Below are 14060 nucleotides of genomic sequence, written 5' to 3' on the forward strand. Positions count from 1 at the left end.
GCCTAACAATGTCAAAAGCTAACGGAATGAATTACGCGCCGCAAGGAAAGCCGCGTCCTGTCGTATCGCAAGGCGAGTTTATCTTTGCCGCGATGTCGCTTGACCATGGACATATATACGGAATGTGCAACGGCCTCCGCGAAGCGGGCGGCACTTTGAAATGGGTGTACGATCCCGATCCGGCGAAGGTAGAAGTATTCTGCCGTGCGTATCCGGAAGTACAAATTGCCCTTTCGCAGGAGCAAATCCTGCAGGATCCGGAAGTGCAGCTGGTTGCGGCGGCAGCCGTAACGAACGAGCGCGGGCCTCTTGGCGTTAAGGTTATGCAGCATGGCAAGCATTATTTCACCGACAAGGCTCCGTTCACAACGCTGGATCAATTGGCCGATGCCAAGCAGACCGCTTCCGAGACGGGCAAAAAATATTCGGTTTACTACAGCGAGCGCCTGCACGTGGAAAGCGCTGAATTCGCAGGGCAGCTTATTAAAGACGGCGCGATTGGCCGCGTTTTGCAGGTAATCGGCTTAGGGCCGCATCGCCTGAATGCGCATATGCGCCCGGAGTGGTTTTTCCAAAAGGAGAAATACGGCGGCATCCTATGCGATATCGGCAGCCATCAGATCGAACAGTTCCTGTACTATGCAGGCGTTAAGGACGCGAAGGTTCAGGGCAGCAAGGTGGCTAACTATAATAACAAGCAATATCCCGAGCTTGAAGATTACGGGGATGCTACTCTTATCGGCGATAACGGGGCAACTAACTACTTCCGCGTAGACTGGTTCACGCCGGACGGCCTGTCTACATGGGGAGACGGCAGAACGATGATTCTTGGCACAAACGGATACATTGAGCTCCGCAAATACGTGGATATCGCAAGAAGCAACACGGGCGATCATCTGTTCCTCGTGAATGGCGAAGGCGAGCATAAAATCGAAGTGAAGGATCAAGTAGGCTTCCCTTACTTTGGCGCACTAATCCTTGATATCTTAAACGGCACGGATCTCGCGATGCCGCAGGAGCATACCTTTAAGGCAGCCGAGCTGTGTCTCGAAGCGCAGAGACAAGCAGTCAAGGTCGAATAGAACAACTAAAAGCGAAAGAGGGATTCCGATATGAAGCTGTCCATCTTTACAGTAGCAACGCCTGAGCTTTCTCCTGAGGAGCTGGTACGCGTAGCAAGCGAAGCCGGCATCGACGGCATTGAATGGCGTTACAAGGAAGCTCCCGAGAATGCGGCTGAGCATAAGCCGTCCTTCTGGGGGAATAATCTGTGCACGCTGCTTCCTTCCGGCGGCGAAGAAATGGCGGACCAATTCCGCGAAGTCGCGGCTGCGCATGGCTTAAGCTCGATCAGCGTAACGCCTTATTTGGCGGCAGGCGATTTGGAAGCAACGGAGGATGTACTCCGTAAAGCCAAACGCGTAGGAGCTCAATTTATTCGGCTTGGCGTTCCGGGTTACGACCGTTCCCGTCCATTCGGCGAGCTGTTCACCTTGGCGCGTCAATATTTGAAGGATGCGGAAGGCTTATGCCGCCAATACGGCATTAAAGGTCTGGTTGAGACTCACCATCAGACAATCGCTCCAAGCGCATCGGCCGCTTACCGCCTTGTCGAAGGCCTTGATCCATCCTTTATTGGCGTACTGTACGATCCGGGCAATATGGTGCATGAAGGGTTTGAGAACTACCGGATGGGGATGGAGATCCTTGGTCCTTACCTCGCCCATGTCCATGTGAAGAACGCTGCCTTCGCAACCGACGGCACGGCCGAAGACGGAAGCGTGAAGTGGAAATCGGAATGGAGCGGCGTCAAGGAAGGCGTTGTGCCTTGGAAGCAGGTTATTGCGGATTTGAAAGCGGTAGGTTACGACGGTTATCTAGGCGTTGAGGATTTCAGCGGACAATTCCCTGAGACTCAGCAAATGTTGAAGCATTTCGTTCAATATATGCGTGAGCTGCTGCAAGCCGAGGCTTAATATGCTGGATTTGCTTTACTGGTCAGACCAGCCGATCGAGCCGTTTTTTCACTCCCACATGCATTACGAGGTTTATTACTTCCATGGCGGCAAATGCAACTATCTGATCGGCGACCAGATTTATGAGCTTGCTCCAGGCGATTTGATTATTATGTACGGTATGACGCTGCATTGCGCGAAGGCTGACCCGTCGGTTGAATACATCCGGTCCATCATCCACTTTGAACCAACTCTCTTGCAGCCTTATCTCGAACTGCCGCATGCCCGGAACATTCTTCAGCCGTTTCAGCAGCTGAACAATTACCGGCTGCGGCTTCGGGGAGAGGATAAAGAGGAGGTTGAGCGGATTCTGGCCAAAATGGACGAATACCAAAAACGCGGCGATGCGGTTGGCGACAACCGGTTCCGGCTTGCGTTTGTGGACCTGCTCTATATGATCCTAGATCATTGCGAGCAGCCGCTTCTTAACCGCAACAGGCAGGAATACAGCTCAGATAAGGAAGCGACGGTGCAGCGCATTATTTCGGTACTGGAGGAGAACTATACCGAGGACTTGAATATGGAGCTTCTAGAGGAGCGGCTGCACTTAAGCAAGTCTTATCTTTCCAAGCTGTTCAAAGAAGTAACCGGCGTTACGATCTTTCATTATATTTATACAAGAAGGATCAACGAGGCTAAAATCCTGTTCTTGATGCAGCCGGAGCTTTCGGTTACGGAAGTATGCTTCCGGCTTGGGTTCAAGCATCTGGCTCATTTCAGCAGACTGTTCAAGCAGTATGCCGGCATGCCCCCGGAGCAGTTCCGCAAGCGCGAGCTAGTACAGGTTTAACAGGAAAGGCGTTATTCCTCCTCGAAAGTACTAAAACATAATAATCCCGATTTAGAACCTTGATGTATCAAGGTTCTTTTTCGTTTTGTCCGTGTTCTCCAGATATCCATTTCAAATACACATGTTGGACACAGGAACCTCCTATACTTCAACTTGTAAGAACATTAATAAAGGGGCAATGCCCCTCTACGAAAGGGATGTTATATATGAAATTCAAACAACAAAAAAGACTTGGGCTAGCCCTTGCCGCAGCATTATTAGTTTCCCCGATCTCCCTATCGCTGCCAGCAGGTCAAGCAGCGGCGGCTGTTACCAACGCAAAATTCAGCATCACAAATCAGTCTTTTAGCATTGAGGGAGTTAAGAGCAGCATCGGTACCATCAATAGCAACGGCTCCACTTTTATTGCATTGCGAAACTTAAATACGGCGTTGGGATTAGGAACAAATTTCGATAAAACGACTCAAGTGGTTACTGTTACGGGGCACAACCGGATCATGAAGCTGGATCTAAAAAACAAAACCGTGATGTTAAACGGTCAGCTCATTAATGGCCAACAAGCGATTTTACAGGATAATACAACATATCTTCCACTGCGCTTCTTGTTGGAACGCATGGGCTATGAAGTGACGTACACCTCAGGTTCCAAGCAAATCGGCATTAAAGCTATTGCCGAGAATAAGTTGATGATCCAAGCCCACTCGTTAAGGGATAACAGCGGCGGCAAGAAGCGATTCGTTTATTACCCTGTGATTTCAGGCATGGGAAATACGGAAGTACAGACCAAAATCAATGCGCAGTTGAAGCAAGAGGCTGAGAAGACAATATCTTTATCGAGCCAGCATAACGAATATGATGTTATCAGCAATAGCAATCTTAATGGAGCTTTCGAAGTTACGTACAACGAGAAAGGGAAGCTAAGTCTTTACACCTATTACGGCATCGATTCAGGCGGAGCGCATGACCTCCATAATCTCGTTCCTCATACGTTCGATCTGAATACGGGTAACGAGCTTTCCTTGAAGGATGTGACTGAGGGTAAGGCAAACTATGTGACGATCATTAACGATCAGATTAACAAACAAATCAAAGACCGTAAGCTTGACGTGATCACACCTTTTAAAACGATTGAGGCTGATCGTGGCTTTTACTTAAGCCATAACGGAGTGGTCATATACTTCGCCGAAGGTGAGTTAATGGGGGCTGCACAAGGCTTTCCTAGGTTCGTTATTCCTTTCTCGGCATTTAAGTAGTGGACAAGAACGATGCAAAAAGCGCCCTCCTTCAGCAGGAGATGGCGCTTTTGCGTGCTTAGATAAACTGCTTTACATCATTGTTACGGTTGAAACGGTATATAGCGATCAGTGTAAACACGGCAGCGAAGGCGACGAGAATGATCAAGTTGAGCACGAGACTTCCGATCGCCAGACAGTGCCGGGAAGTGGATGCAAAATCACAATTTAATGTAGCATCAATTCGAAAGACTTATTTAGGATTTGCTATCAGTCTTGCACTTTATGAAGGTAAAATAAAAAGTCTTAATGATTATGTGTTTGATTATCTTGAGGATTTAGATCAGAGATTGTTTATTGGCACAACAATTCGTCATTTATTAACGCATACACACGGATTAAACGGACCGTTAAAAAGAATTTTTTCTGCCGGTACTGACTGGCAATATAATAACACAGGAGTAAACCTGCTTATCCGATTAGTCCAAAAAGTATTTGGCCGCTCCCTAGCAGAAGTCATTGAAGATCAAATTCTGAATCCCTGTGGTTTTACTGAAACAGGTTGGAGAAAAGAAGAAAACGAGCAAAACACCAAACGGATGTACTCCGCGCCTATCAAGAATCAAGAATACCTTACATCGAAAGTATGATGCTCACTCTCCAATTCCATAATAAAAGCATGCATGCAAATTCAAGGCATGCCATAACAGGAGGGTGATTATGAAGGCTGTAACTTTCAATGGCATGAAGGACATGCAAGTGAAGCAGGTCGCTGATCCGACGATTCAGAGAAAAGACGGGATTATCGTCAGGATCACCTCGACCGCCATATGCGGTTCCGATCTCCATATATACCAGGGGGCGATTCAGGCCCAAACCGGATACGTGGTCGGACATGAACCGATGGGCATCGTCGAAGATGTGGGCCCTGAGGTGACAAAGGTCAAAAAAGGGGACCGGGTCGTGCTCCCGTTCAATATCTCGTGCGGCAGCTGTCATTACTGCCAGCATGAAATGGAGAGCCAATGCGACAACTCCAACCCCAATCCCCAAGTTGATACGGGAGGTTACTTTGGATTTACCGAACGTTACGGGAATTATCAGGGCGGACAAGCCGAATTGCTTTACGTGCCGTACGGCAATTTCATGCCGTTCGTTATTCCGGAGTCATGCGAATTGGAGGATGAGAAGCTCCTGTTCCTGTCCGACGTGCTGCCGACGGCCTATTGGAGCGTGGACAACGGCGGCGTGAAGCAGGGGGATACGGTGGTGGTGCTCGGCTGCGGCCCCGTCGGCTTGATGGCGCAAAAATTCGCCTGGATGAAAGGGGCCAAACGGGTCATCGCGATCGACAATCTCCCATACCGGCTGAACCATGCCAAAAAAATGAATAACGTCGAAATCTTTAACTTTGAAGATTTCGCAGACATGGGGCTGCATATAAAAGAAATAACGGGCGGGGGCGCGGATGTCGTCATCGATTGCGTCGGAATGGACGGCAAGAAGACGCCACTGGAGGAGGAAGAGCAGAAGGCCAAGCTGGTAGGCGGAACGCTCAGCCCGATCAACATCGCGATGAATGCGGTGCGAAAATTCGGTACGATCCAGATTACGGGGGTATACGGTTCTAAATACAACCAGTTCATGTTCGGAAACATTTGGGAACGAAACGTGAAGCTGACCATGGGACAGGCGCCCGTGATTCATTACATGCCGATGCTGTATCAAAAAATTATGGCAGGCGAGTTCGATCCGACGGAGATCATCACACATAAAGTGCCGCTCGATCAGGCTCATAATGCGTACAACACCTTCTACAACCATGCGGACGAGTGCATTAAATTCGTCCTGAAGCCTTAATGATGGCATGAGAAGAGGGGCTGTGCCAGTGGGTATTGTACCCTGTTGGACAGCCCCAAGTGTTTAGTCAATTATTCGTCTATATTGGCGGGACCCAGTTTCGTTATAGGGCTAAAACCGCCAGGTTTACAGCAAGCTCCTGGAAGACCCGATCCGCGCCTTCGGATAGGTTTCGAAAGCCCGCACCGCCGCTTTCGCAACCTCAATGTCGTTTGCGACCGTACTGCCGCTTGCGCCGACCGCCCCCACGATTCTCCCTTCGAACGACAACGGAATCCCCCCTCCGAACACGACCAGGCGTCCGTTGTTGGTCGTATTGATCCCGTATAGTTCCCCGCTCGGGAGCGCCAACGGAGCAAGGCTCGCCGTGGGCATTTTTAGCGCGACCGCCGTCCATGCCTTATTATGGGCGATGTCGACACTGGCCAGCCAGGCATGGTCCATCCGATGAGAAGCAACGAAATTCCCGCCATCGTCTACGATGGCGATCACTTCCGCGATCCCGAGATCCCTTGCCCGGAGTTCCGCTGCGTGAATCAACACTTTGGCGACTTCCAGAGTGATTTTCAACATTTGCGTCCTCTCCCTCTCGACTGATTCGATACATGATATGTACGAATCATACGCTTTAGGTATGCATTCGATCCCGTCATCATAGGCATTCGTACATCCATGAATGGAGCGGTTTTCCGCTTCCGACCCCCATACAGGAACAGGCGATCCCGGCTGTGTTAGCCGGCAGAGACTTATTTGGTTGCGCTCAATCGGGAACGTGGTTGCCGTACCGATTCTCCAACTGTTAAGTGAACAGCAAAGTAGACCCAATACACAACGCCATACATTAACGATGAAGGCTGGCAAGTGATGAATGTTGAAGATCAGTTTATTGCAAGCCGAGAACAATATGTGGGTGATACCGATTTAACTGAATCATTTGAATGTTTTGATCAAGCAAACGAGCTTGCGTGTCCGCACCGCAAATCCCACGCTGTTGTTCGGCATGGGAAATCAGCTTCCGTCGTTCAACTACTTGGCAGGATAATGGAGAATTTCTATGGAAATATGATGGTGAATTAACAGAATCTGATTCAAGAAAATATGGATGTGAGAGGTAATTTGTTCGATCTTGAGGTAAGCGAACATGCGAAAGCATCGTTCCTTGCTTGAGGATTATTCGCTTTTGGCAAGCTTGCCCGTGGGGCGTTCAACAGAAGGAAAAATCCGTATATACATAAACCAAGATATATCGATAATCCCTGGAATAAAGAAAAGCCGCTGCTCCTCCGCTCATCGTGCCGCATTTACTACAAGAGAAAACATGGAGAGATGTGCTACAGTTATCGAAACTGACGGAAAAGCAGCGGGTTTGAAATTCGGGAATCCATCAAACAAGTCTAACCTGCGGGAACTTTCATGTGAAGGCTTTCTTAAATAATGTCGAGCGGAACCTTTCTTGTCGGTTTGGGGAACGCCAAATCCAACATCCCCAAGTCTTCCTCGGTAAGCTTAATCTGTTCTGCCTCCGCATTCTCTTCGGCATGCGCTGCTGTCGACGCTTTAGGAATGGCAATCACGTCACCGCTTCTAATGCACCAAGCCAAGAGAATCTGAAGTGGCTTCACGCCATGTCGATCGGCAATCTCCTTAACCGCTGGATGCTCAACCAACCCTCTTCGTAAAGTGCCCGCCTGGGCGAGTGGACTGTAGGCCATCATCGGGATTTTTCGCTCTCTCAACCAAGGAAGCAGGTCGTATTCTACGCCGCGGGAACCGAGATGATACAGCACCTGATCGACCATGCAATGCGTCCCTCGTGCCGCGTCGAACAGTTCTTTCATATCGTCCGTGTCCAGGTTCGAGACGCCCCATCGCAAAATTTTCCCCGCTTCGACCAACTGCTCCATCGCTTCTACCGTTTCCCTTAGAGGAATGCTTCCTCTCCAATGAAGAAGATAAAGGTCGAGGCGGTCCGTCTTTAACCGCTTCAAGCTTTGTTCGCAGCTGGCGGCGATGCGATTCAGTCCCGCGTTGTGCGGGTACACTTTGGATACCAGAAACACTTGATCTCGTATCCCTTCGATCGCTTCTCCAACCAAGGACTCGGATCTGCCGTCGCCATACATTTCAGCCGAATCGATCAGGTTCAATCCAAGCTCCACACCGCGTCTTAACGTGCGAAGCTCTTCATTTTTCTTAGACGGCTCATCCCCCATATACCACGTACCTTGACCGATTCTGGGCAAAGACGTCCCATCAGGAAGGGTTACCACGCGCCCACCCCCTTGTTTTTTACAATATTTTTCCCGCAGCGCCTCATCCTATTCTCCATAGAAAATATATTGGGCGATGTTTTTGCAGTGGTCTCCCAAAAGTTCTAAGTTGCTAAGTATATCCAAGTAAATGGCGCCCGAAGTACCCGTACATAATTATGGTTCAATCGGTTAATATGCGCCTTCCGGAGATCATTCAAGTAACGGGCAGGATAGTTGAATGACTTCGCGAATAAATTTAAGTACGAAGTTCGCAGTAAAGACGTTGTAAGTAATTCCCGCAAAGTCGATACAATTATTAATTATTTTTGAGGTGATAATTTGAATAAGAACATAAATATAAAAACAATTAAATCTACCCTAATTCCTATAAGTCTTATTTTAATTATTTGTTGGTATCTATTTGATACTACAACTGGGGAGAGAGTTACTTTATTAGTAGCTGGCAGCCATAATATACTTATACAAGATAAAGATAATCATATTAGCGAAATATCTATAAGTATTGATCTTTCTGATCTAATAACTGAAAGAAAAAAACTATTTGACATAGAATATAAAAAGAGATTATTTCAACGTCCACGTCTTATTTCAATTAAACCAGTAAACTAAAAAATTGATCGTAAACACCATAATTCCATTGGTCATTCGACAAAGTTCATTATGCTATCGTAAGAACGATAGCTGAATAAGATTATGTGCAGCTGGTCATACGATCGACTGCTTTTTTTTCATTGAAGTAACGGGCTATTTAGCACAGTAAAACCTTTGGGCTTGTTCAAATTGTGATATTATTATTGAAATATCTTCCAAGGGGATGGTTTGATGAAATTTGTTATGATATTTGGTCCGCAGGCTGTAGGGAAAATGACAGTGGGGCATGAACTGGAAAAAGTAACTGAGCTAAAGTTGTTCCACAATCACGTAACAATTGAAATGCTAGCTCCCCTATTTGGTTTTAATGGTGAAATGTGGAGATTAGTAAATAAATTTCGTCAAGACATATTTGAAGCCGCCGCTGAAAGTGATATGTATGGAATGATTTTTACTTATGTATGGGGATTCGATTTGAATGGTGATTGGGACTATGTTGAGAAAGTTTGTAAAACAATCGAAGATAAAGATGGCGAGGTGTTTTTTATTGAGCTTGAAGCCGATCTTGAGAAAAGAATTGAGCGTAACAAAACTCCTCACAGACTTGAACATAAACCAACAAAAAGGGATGTTGCTCGTTCTGAACAGGATCTATTACAGACAATGGAGCAACATCGATTAAACTCCTTCGAGGGAGAAATTAAAAGAGAAAATTACATCAGAATAAACAACACGAATTTAAATGCTTGTGAGGTTGCTGAAATCATTAAGAACAGATTCGCTTTATAACGTTTTTTTGTTGGACTAATGAGTAACGTATGTTCAGCCATCCAGGAGCAGCTTGCTATAACGGTAGCTGCTCTTTTTTTATTAAGCTAAACAATCCTGTAGAGCTTAAGAAATGAGCTTTGTAAAAAAAGGAGCTCCTCGGTATGATGGGTTTGTCGAGAACACATCAGGGAGGAGCTCTTACTATGAAGTTTAAGGAAATAGACGCACAAAATCAACGGGTTGAACAAATTACTACCTCGCATCTTGTAATAGGGATCGATATGGCGAAAGAAATGCATGTCGCACAAGCTACAAATTTCCGCGGAATAGTGGTTTCAAAACGCCATCTCTCATTTTCCAATAGTATTGAAGGGTTTGAAAAACTGAGCCGCTGGATGAGTGAATTACAGCAGAAACATCGATTGAATAGGCTCATTATTGGAATGGAACCAACCGGGCATTTCTGGTTTAACCTGGCCAACTGGCTAGCAGATAAAAGCGTGCATGTGGTCATGGTTAATCCAGCAACGACGAAGAGAAATAAAGAAAACCGGGATAACAGCCCGTCAAAGAATGATCCAAAAGATGCACTGACCATTGCAGATTCCGTCAGCCGAGGTTTCTACTAAGAGTACACGCGTCAGTCACATGAGTTCCAGCGCTTGAAGACCTTGATGAGTGACCGAGAATTTTGGGTGACGAATAGTGTACGTCTACAGAATCGAATCGTACGCTGGTTGGACATCCGTTTCCCGGAATATCCTTTGGTGTTCAAAGACTGGACCTGTAAGCGTTCAATGGCGACTCTTAAGACCTTTCCTTGTCCACAAGATCTTGAGAAGCATACTGTATCGGATGTCATTAGTGCTTGGCGAGTTCATATGCAGCGTGCCGGGGGCACTACGGGGACCGAAAAGGCAGCGCGACTGATCGCACAAGCTAAACGAAGTGTTGGAGAACAGGTGGCTATTGAAGAAGCGAAAGCAGATTTAAAACGGCTCATTGAAGAGTTTGAGCGTGTGACATCCATGCTAGAACAGATCGAAAGGGACATCGAAGCGCTGCTTTCGGAGATCCCTATGGCGCAGCAGCTTCGCACTATAAAAGGGCTCGGGAAGATTTTCACCGCGGCCATAGCGACGGTTCAACTCGTTTGGAATAATCCCGTTTTCCGCCATCTGCATGAACATAATTTGCAGGAGAAGAAGATGAAAAAGCAGCAGTCCATCTTTAAGTTAATCGGGAAACTAGCACGGATCTTGGTTGGTATTGTTCAACGAGGAGAAGAGTTTACGCCAGAGAAAACGGTTTTGAACTGGACAGAAGCAGCTTAAGGTAGAAGTATCACGTATATTGACTCATTCGCGGGATTTCACAAAGAAAGCACGAGGACCGAGTTCGTTCTCCATAAGGGCTACGACCCATCCGCTAAACGCTATCGATCTCCACACCTTGGACAAGTATAACGAAGGATTGTAAGGGCAATGACCCGTTGAGTCATGGGAGGGTGAACGCCAAGGGATTAGTGGAGTATGTGTGCAGTAGAAAATAATTTTGGGGAATATTTCCTAATGATCCTCTATTTCCGCATGCCCAGCCCACCACCTCAATCGGGTTCCTTTGTTCTCTATCCTAAGATTGACCTGATCTAAGGTGTTGAAATCCTGCGAATTAGTGAGTATATGTGAGATAAACCCTTAAAACCGAGGGACGGAGAACTATAGTTCAATCATAAAAGCTGCAGCAGATCGGAGGATCTGCTGCAGCTTTTGTTAAAGAAAGGGTCAATTCAGCTCTACATAAGGGAATTTTCCGTTGAATGTGCTAGTGCACAACTGGATAAAAAAAGCTCTTTTGCAATCTGAATGAACAGTTTGACGCCGTGAGAAGCTTCCTTTAATGAAGGAACTGCCAGATGAATTTCTCTATAAGGCTGCGGATCAATTGTCCGGATGCGGACATTAGGTGGAATTCTTGATAACGATAGAGAAGTTTTCGATACGATCGAGATAGCTAGCCCTTCTTGAATCAGGTTCAACGCCGTGCTTATGTTATGACCATTATATTTGGTGTTCAACGTGGCTCCAAATTGCTGGAACAGCTCGTAAATCGGCGTTACAAACCCACCTTTGCACACAATCATAGGTTCATTGTCTAGATCCGTAATTTGGATTGTTTGGCGACTTTGCAATGGATGATCATCCCGATGGATCAGACATAATTCATCTCGGAAGAAAGGGATCGTTTCAAGTTCGTTGCTCGGCGGAATAATCCAACCGACATCGATCATTCTGGAATCTAGCCATTTTTTAATCTCATCGATGGTCCCATCATACAGTTCGAATGTCAGCCCCGGATGCTTTTCCCCAATAACCCGCAATAATTTCGGCACGAAGTGTGCAGACACAATCGGAAACACCCCAACACGAACAGTACCAACTTCAAACCCTTTTTCAGCAGTGACCTCCTGCTCAACCTTATTGTATCCGTGCAAAATCTCTCTGAATATGGCAAGCAACCGCAAGCCAATATCGGTGAGGATAACACCGCTTTTACGTTCCCGAATCATAAGAGTGACTCCTAATTCGGATTCAAGTGTAGAAATGGCGCGACTTACGGCAGGCTGCGTCATACTCAGTTGCTCACCAGCCTTTGTAAAGCTACCGGTCTCAACTATCTTTACAAACAATAAAAGTTGAGATTGATTCATAACAAATCTGATATCCTCCTTATGAGAAACATTCATTTTATTTATGCGTTGAGCTATTGTACCATAGTAAACACCATCAAAGAAAGGAGCTTGAAGAAAATGCAACTCTCGAGAACAAGAACATTTATCCTACTTACATTTTTAGTTGCGATGTGGGGGGTGAACTGGCCGCTCTCTAAATATGCACTTGAATTCGCAACACCGTTGCTTTTTGCTGGTTTGAGGATCACTATCGGAGGTCTCATTTTGCTTGTATTCGCTTTACCGCGCTATCGAAGTCTTAATTTAAAGCAAACCTGGCACATTTACCTGATTTCCGCAATCTTGAACATCATTCTCTTTTTCGGTTTTCAAACATTCGGACTGAGTATGATGCCTGCCGGTTTATTTTCGACGATCGTGTTCATGCAGCCCGTTCTGCTCGGAATCGGAGCTTGGTTGTGGTTGGGTGAATCCATGAACGGCCTCAAAATAGTCGGCTTGATTTTAGGCTTTATAGGAGTCGCTGTTATTAGCATCAACGATGGCTCCGGAAATATCTCGACCCTAGGTGTCTTGCTTGGTTTAGCTAGCACGGTTACATGGTCATTCGGTACGATCTATATGAAGAAAACATCTACTAAAGTCGATGCGATCTGGTTAACTACTCTTCAGATGATCTTCGGTGGAATTGTATTGTTGATTACGGGTACTGCAGTTGAAAACTGGACGGATATCGTTTGGAACCAGCCGTTCATCTCGACGTTATCGGTTATTGCAATCTTCTGCACGGCCTTGACCTGGCTCGTTTTCTTTTTGCTTGTCAAATCCGGTGAAGCCGGAAAAATTGGATCGTTTAACTTTCTAGTCCCACTCATTGCGATCGTGATTAGTGTTATTTTTTTAGGTGAAACAATTACTACTAAGATGGTCATCGGACTTATATTAATTATCTTAGGTATTGTACTGGTAAACCTCAAAATGAAATCAATGCCAAATCGGAACAAAGTGTAAATAATAATTCAAATGTTTTAATCATACGGCGAACTTGTGAGTCATGAATTAACGCATGATTGAAATATTCTACAATGAAAGTTCTGCTAACGGGAGACGATAGATAGTTCTAATGTTTTCGTTCCACAAAACTTCTTTATAAATATTATATATTACAAATTTCAACAAATTTTTCTTCTTATATGGGATATAATTGTGAATAGTCCATTTGTAAGGGCTTAATGTTTAAACTTTGGAGGTTATTTATTAATGGAAACAGGTACTGTCAAATGGTTTAATGCGGAAAAAGGGTTTGGCTTCATTCAAAGGGAAAACGGCGACGATGTATTCGTTCATTTTTCTGCGATTCAGAGTGAAGGATTCAAATCTTTGGATGAAGGTCAACGTGTTGAATTCAATGTTGTTAAAGGCCAACGTGGACCTCAAGCGGAGAATGTTGTAAAACTGTAATACAGAAAATCAAGCCTGTTCTTGACGATATGTCAGGAGCAGGCTTTTTATTTTGACTCCGCAAGTTTCATTGTTCTTGCGAAGACTTTGTTCTGTGTTACTATCAGAGGCTGGCATTGGATCGGTAGCCTTGTTCCGATAACGGATACGTCAGTTCCATATGACAATCACACGAGGCTGCCGGTAAGTTCGGCAGCCTCTTAAGCTAATGGACAGGATTGCGTGGCGTATGCTCCGAATTAATGATGAGAGAAAATTCCATATTTCAGCGGAGGGATGTGGATTGTTTATTTGATTTTGGTATGTATTGCTGTTGTTTTATATTTTTGGGGGTTTGTCGTAAATAAAAAGCATGAACAAGTTTTTAATAGAAGT

Annotated in this window: 14 protein-coding genes and 3 pseudogenes; 13 read left to right on the forward strand and 4 right to left on the reverse strand. The window is 45.7% G+C overall.

Features of this window, described 5'->3' with window-relative positions; genetic code table 11:
* Nucleotides 1-8 precede the first annotated feature (8 nt).
* The 4 genes from WFJ73_RS15920 (at nucleotide 9) to WFJ73_RS15935 (ending at nucleotide 4058) form a co-directional block, all read left to right on the forward strand.
* Entirely contained in the window at nucleotides 9-1082 is a 1074-nt protein-coding gene (locus tag WFJ73_RS15920) for a Gfo/Idh/MocA family protein (protein WP_336773993.1), read from the forward strand.
* Between the two features lie 30 nt (nucleotides 1083-1112).
* On the forward strand, nucleotides 1113-1976 hold the full coding sequence (locus WFJ73_RS15925; protein ID WP_336773994.1) for a sugar phosphate isomerase/epimerase family protein: 864 nt from the start codon (nucleotides 1113-1115) through the stop codon (nucleotides 1974-1976).
* Between the two features lies 1 nt (nucleotide 1977).
* Nucleotides 1978-2805, forward strand: a complete 828-nt coding sequence (locus WFJ73_RS15930; RefSeq protein WP_336773995.1) for an AraC family transcriptional regulator — start codon at nucleotides 1978-1980, stop codon at nucleotides 2803-2805.
* A 206-nt stretch (nucleotides 2806-3011) separates the two neighbouring features.
* Nucleotides 3012-4058 (forward strand): stalk domain-containing protein, encoded by a 1047-nt coding sequence (locus WFJ73_RS15935; RefSeq protein ID WP_336773996.1) that lies wholly within the window; start codon nucleotides 3012-3014, stop codon nucleotides 4056-4058.
* 58 nt (nucleotides 4059-4116) lie between these two features.
* Here the strand turns inward: WFJ73_RS15935 and WFJ73_RS15940 are convergent.
* Nucleotides 4117-4218 (reverse strand): annotated as a pseudogene (locus WFJ73_RS15940) (ABC transporter permease); the annotation flags it as partial.
* Between WFJ73_RS15940 and WFJ73_RS15945 the strand changes: the two are divergent.
* The gene (locus tag WFJ73_RS15945) at nucleotides 4199-4687 is read left to right on the forward strand and encodes a serine hydrolase domain-containing protein (protein WP_336773997.1); all 489 of its coding nucleotides are present in this window, start codon (nucleotides 4199-4201) and stop codon (nucleotides 4685-4687) included. The pseudogene WFJ73_RS15940 and the gene WFJ73_RS15945 overlap by 20 nt on opposite strands.
* A gap of 70 nt (nucleotides 4688-4757) precedes the next feature.
* Complete coding sequence (locus tag WFJ73_RS15950) at nucleotides 4758-5897, forward strand: zinc-dependent alcohol dehydrogenase (RefSeq protein ID WP_336773998.1); 1140 nt, start codon at nucleotides 4758-4760, stop codon at nucleotides 5895-5897.
* Between the two features lie 126 nt (nucleotides 5898-6023).
* On the opposite strand, the gene WFJ73_RS15955 is transcribed toward WFJ73_RS15950, so the two are convergent.
* A complete protein-coding gene (locus tag WFJ73_RS15955) occupies nucleotides 6024-6470 on the reverse strand; it encodes a GlcG/HbpS family heme-binding protein (protein WP_336773999.1) in 447 nt (148 codons plus the stop codon).
* A 65-nt stretch (nucleotides 6471-6535) separates the two neighbouring features.
* Here WFJ73_RS15955 and WFJ73_RS33395 point away from each other — a divergent pair.
* The 3 genes and pseudogenes from WFJ73_RS33395 to WFJ73_RS15970 all read left to right on the forward strand — a co-directional run.
* Nucleotides 6536-6732 (forward strand): annotated as a pseudogene (locus tag WFJ73_RS33395) (hypothetical protein); the annotation flags it as partial.
* A 26-nt stretch (nucleotides 6733-6758) separates the two neighbouring features.
* Nucleotides 6759-6974, forward strand: a complete 216-nt coding sequence (locus WFJ73_RS15965) for a hypothetical protein (RefSeq protein WP_336774000.1) — start codon at nucleotides 6759-6761, stop codon at nucleotides 6972-6974.
* Between the two features lie 64 nt (nucleotides 6975-7038).
* Nucleotides 7039-7332, forward strand: coding sequence for a hypothetical protein (locus WFJ73_RS15970; protein ID WP_336774001.1), 294 nt, complete (start codon nucleotides 7039-7041; stop codon nucleotides 7330-7332).
* Here WFJ73_RS15970 and WFJ73_RS15975 read toward each other — a convergent pair.
* Nucleotides 7325-8167: an aldo/keto reductase gene (locus WFJ73_RS15975; protein ID WP_336774002.1), complete on the reverse strand. Its 843-nt coding sequence runs from the start codon at nucleotides 8165-8167 to the stop codon at nucleotides 7325-7327. The genes WFJ73_RS15970 and WFJ73_RS15975 overlap by 8 nt on opposite strands.
* Before the next feature lie 825 nt (nucleotides 8168-8992).
* On the opposite strand from WFJ73_RS15975, the gene WFJ73_RS15980 reads away from it, so the two are divergent.
* Together WFJ73_RS15980 and WFJ73_RS33400 are read left to right on the forward strand one after the other, a co-directional pair.
* A complete protein-coding gene (locus tag WFJ73_RS15980) occupies nucleotides 8993-9550 on the forward strand; it encodes an AAA family ATPase (protein WP_336774003.1) in 558 nt (185 codons plus the stop codon).
* 185 nt (nucleotides 9551-9735) lie between these two features.
* A pseudogene (locus WFJ73_RS33400) lies at nucleotides 9736-10866 on the forward strand (IS110 family transposase).
* A 461-nt stretch (nucleotides 10867-11327) separates the two neighbouring features.
* On the opposite strand, the gene WFJ73_RS15995 reads toward WFJ73_RS33400, so the two are convergent.
* Complete coding sequence (locus tag WFJ73_RS15995) at nucleotides 11328-12242, reverse strand: LysR family transcriptional regulator (protein WP_336774006.1); 915 nt, start codon at nucleotides 12240-12242, stop codon at nucleotides 11328-11330.
* Between the two features lie 99 nt (nucleotides 12243-12341).
* On the opposite strand from WFJ73_RS15995, the gene WFJ73_RS16000 reads away from it, so the two are divergent.
* Nucleotides 12342-13235, forward strand: coding sequence for a DMT family transporter (locus tag WFJ73_RS16000; protein ID WP_336774027.1), 894 nt, complete (start codon nucleotides 12342-12344; stop codon nucleotides 13233-13235).
* 249 nt (nucleotides 13236-13484) lie between these two features.
* Nucleotides 13485-13685, forward strand: coding sequence for a cold-shock protein (locus WFJ73_RS16005; protein WP_336774007.1), 201 nt, complete (start codon nucleotides 13485-13487; stop codon nucleotides 13683-13685).
* The last annotated feature ends 375 nt before the right edge of the window (nucleotides 13686-14060 follow it).

This window comes from Paenibacillus sp. MMO-58 (assembly GCF_037146255.1).
Lineage (GTDB): Bacteria > Bacillota > Bacilli > Paenibacillales > Paenibacillaceae > Pristimantibacillus.

Bases quoted from the DNA above. Each gene is read 5' to 3' on its own strand.
- WFJ73_RS15920 (WP_336773993.1), top strand. From the start codon at position 9: ATGTCAAAAGCTAACGGAATGAATTACGCGCCGCAAGGAAAGCCGCGT.
- WFJ73_RS15925 (WP_336773994.1), top strand. From the start codon at position 1,113: ATGAAGCTGTCCATCTTTACAGTAGCAACGCCTGAGCTTTCTCCTGAG.
- WFJ73_RS15930 (WP_336773995.1), top strand. From the start codon at position 1,978: ATGCTGGATTTGCTTTACTGGTCAGACCAGCCGATCGAGCCGTTTTTT.
- WFJ73_RS15935 (WP_336773996.1), top strand. From the start codon at position 3,012: ATGAAATTCAAACAACAAAAAAGACTTGGGCTAGCCCTTGCCGCAGCA.
- WFJ73_RS15945 (WP_336773997.1), top strand. From the start codon at position 4,199: ATGATCAAGTTGAGCACGAGACTTCCGATCGCCAGACAGTGCCGGGAA.
- WFJ73_RS15950 (WP_336773998.1), top strand. From the start codon at position 4,758: ATGAAGGCTGTAACTTTCAATGGCATGAAGGACATGCAAGTGAAGCAG.
- WFJ73_RS15955 (WP_336773999.1), bottom strand. From the start codon at position 6,470: ATGTTGAAAATCACTCTGGAAGTCGCCAAAGTGTTGATTCACGCAGCG.
- WFJ73_RS15970 (WP_336774001.1), top strand. From the start codon at position 7,039: ATGCGAAAGCATCGTTCCTTGCTTGAGGATTATTCGCTTTTGGCAAGC.
- WFJ73_RS15980 (WP_336774003.1), top strand. From the start codon at position 8,993: ATGAAATTTGTTATGATATTTGGTCCGCAGGCTGTAGGGAAAATGACA.
- WFJ73_RS15995 (WP_336774006.1), bottom strand. From the start codon at position 12,242: ATGAATCAATCTCAACTTTTATTGTTTGTAAAGATAGTTGAGACCGGT.
- WFJ73_RS16000 (WP_336774027.1), top strand. From the start codon at position 12,342: ATGCAACTCTCGAGAACAAGAACATTTATCCTACTTACATTTTTAGTT.
- WFJ73_RS16005 (WP_336774007.1), top strand. From the start codon at position 13,485: ATGGAAACAGGTACTGTCAAATGGTTTAATGCGGAAAAAGGGTTTGGC.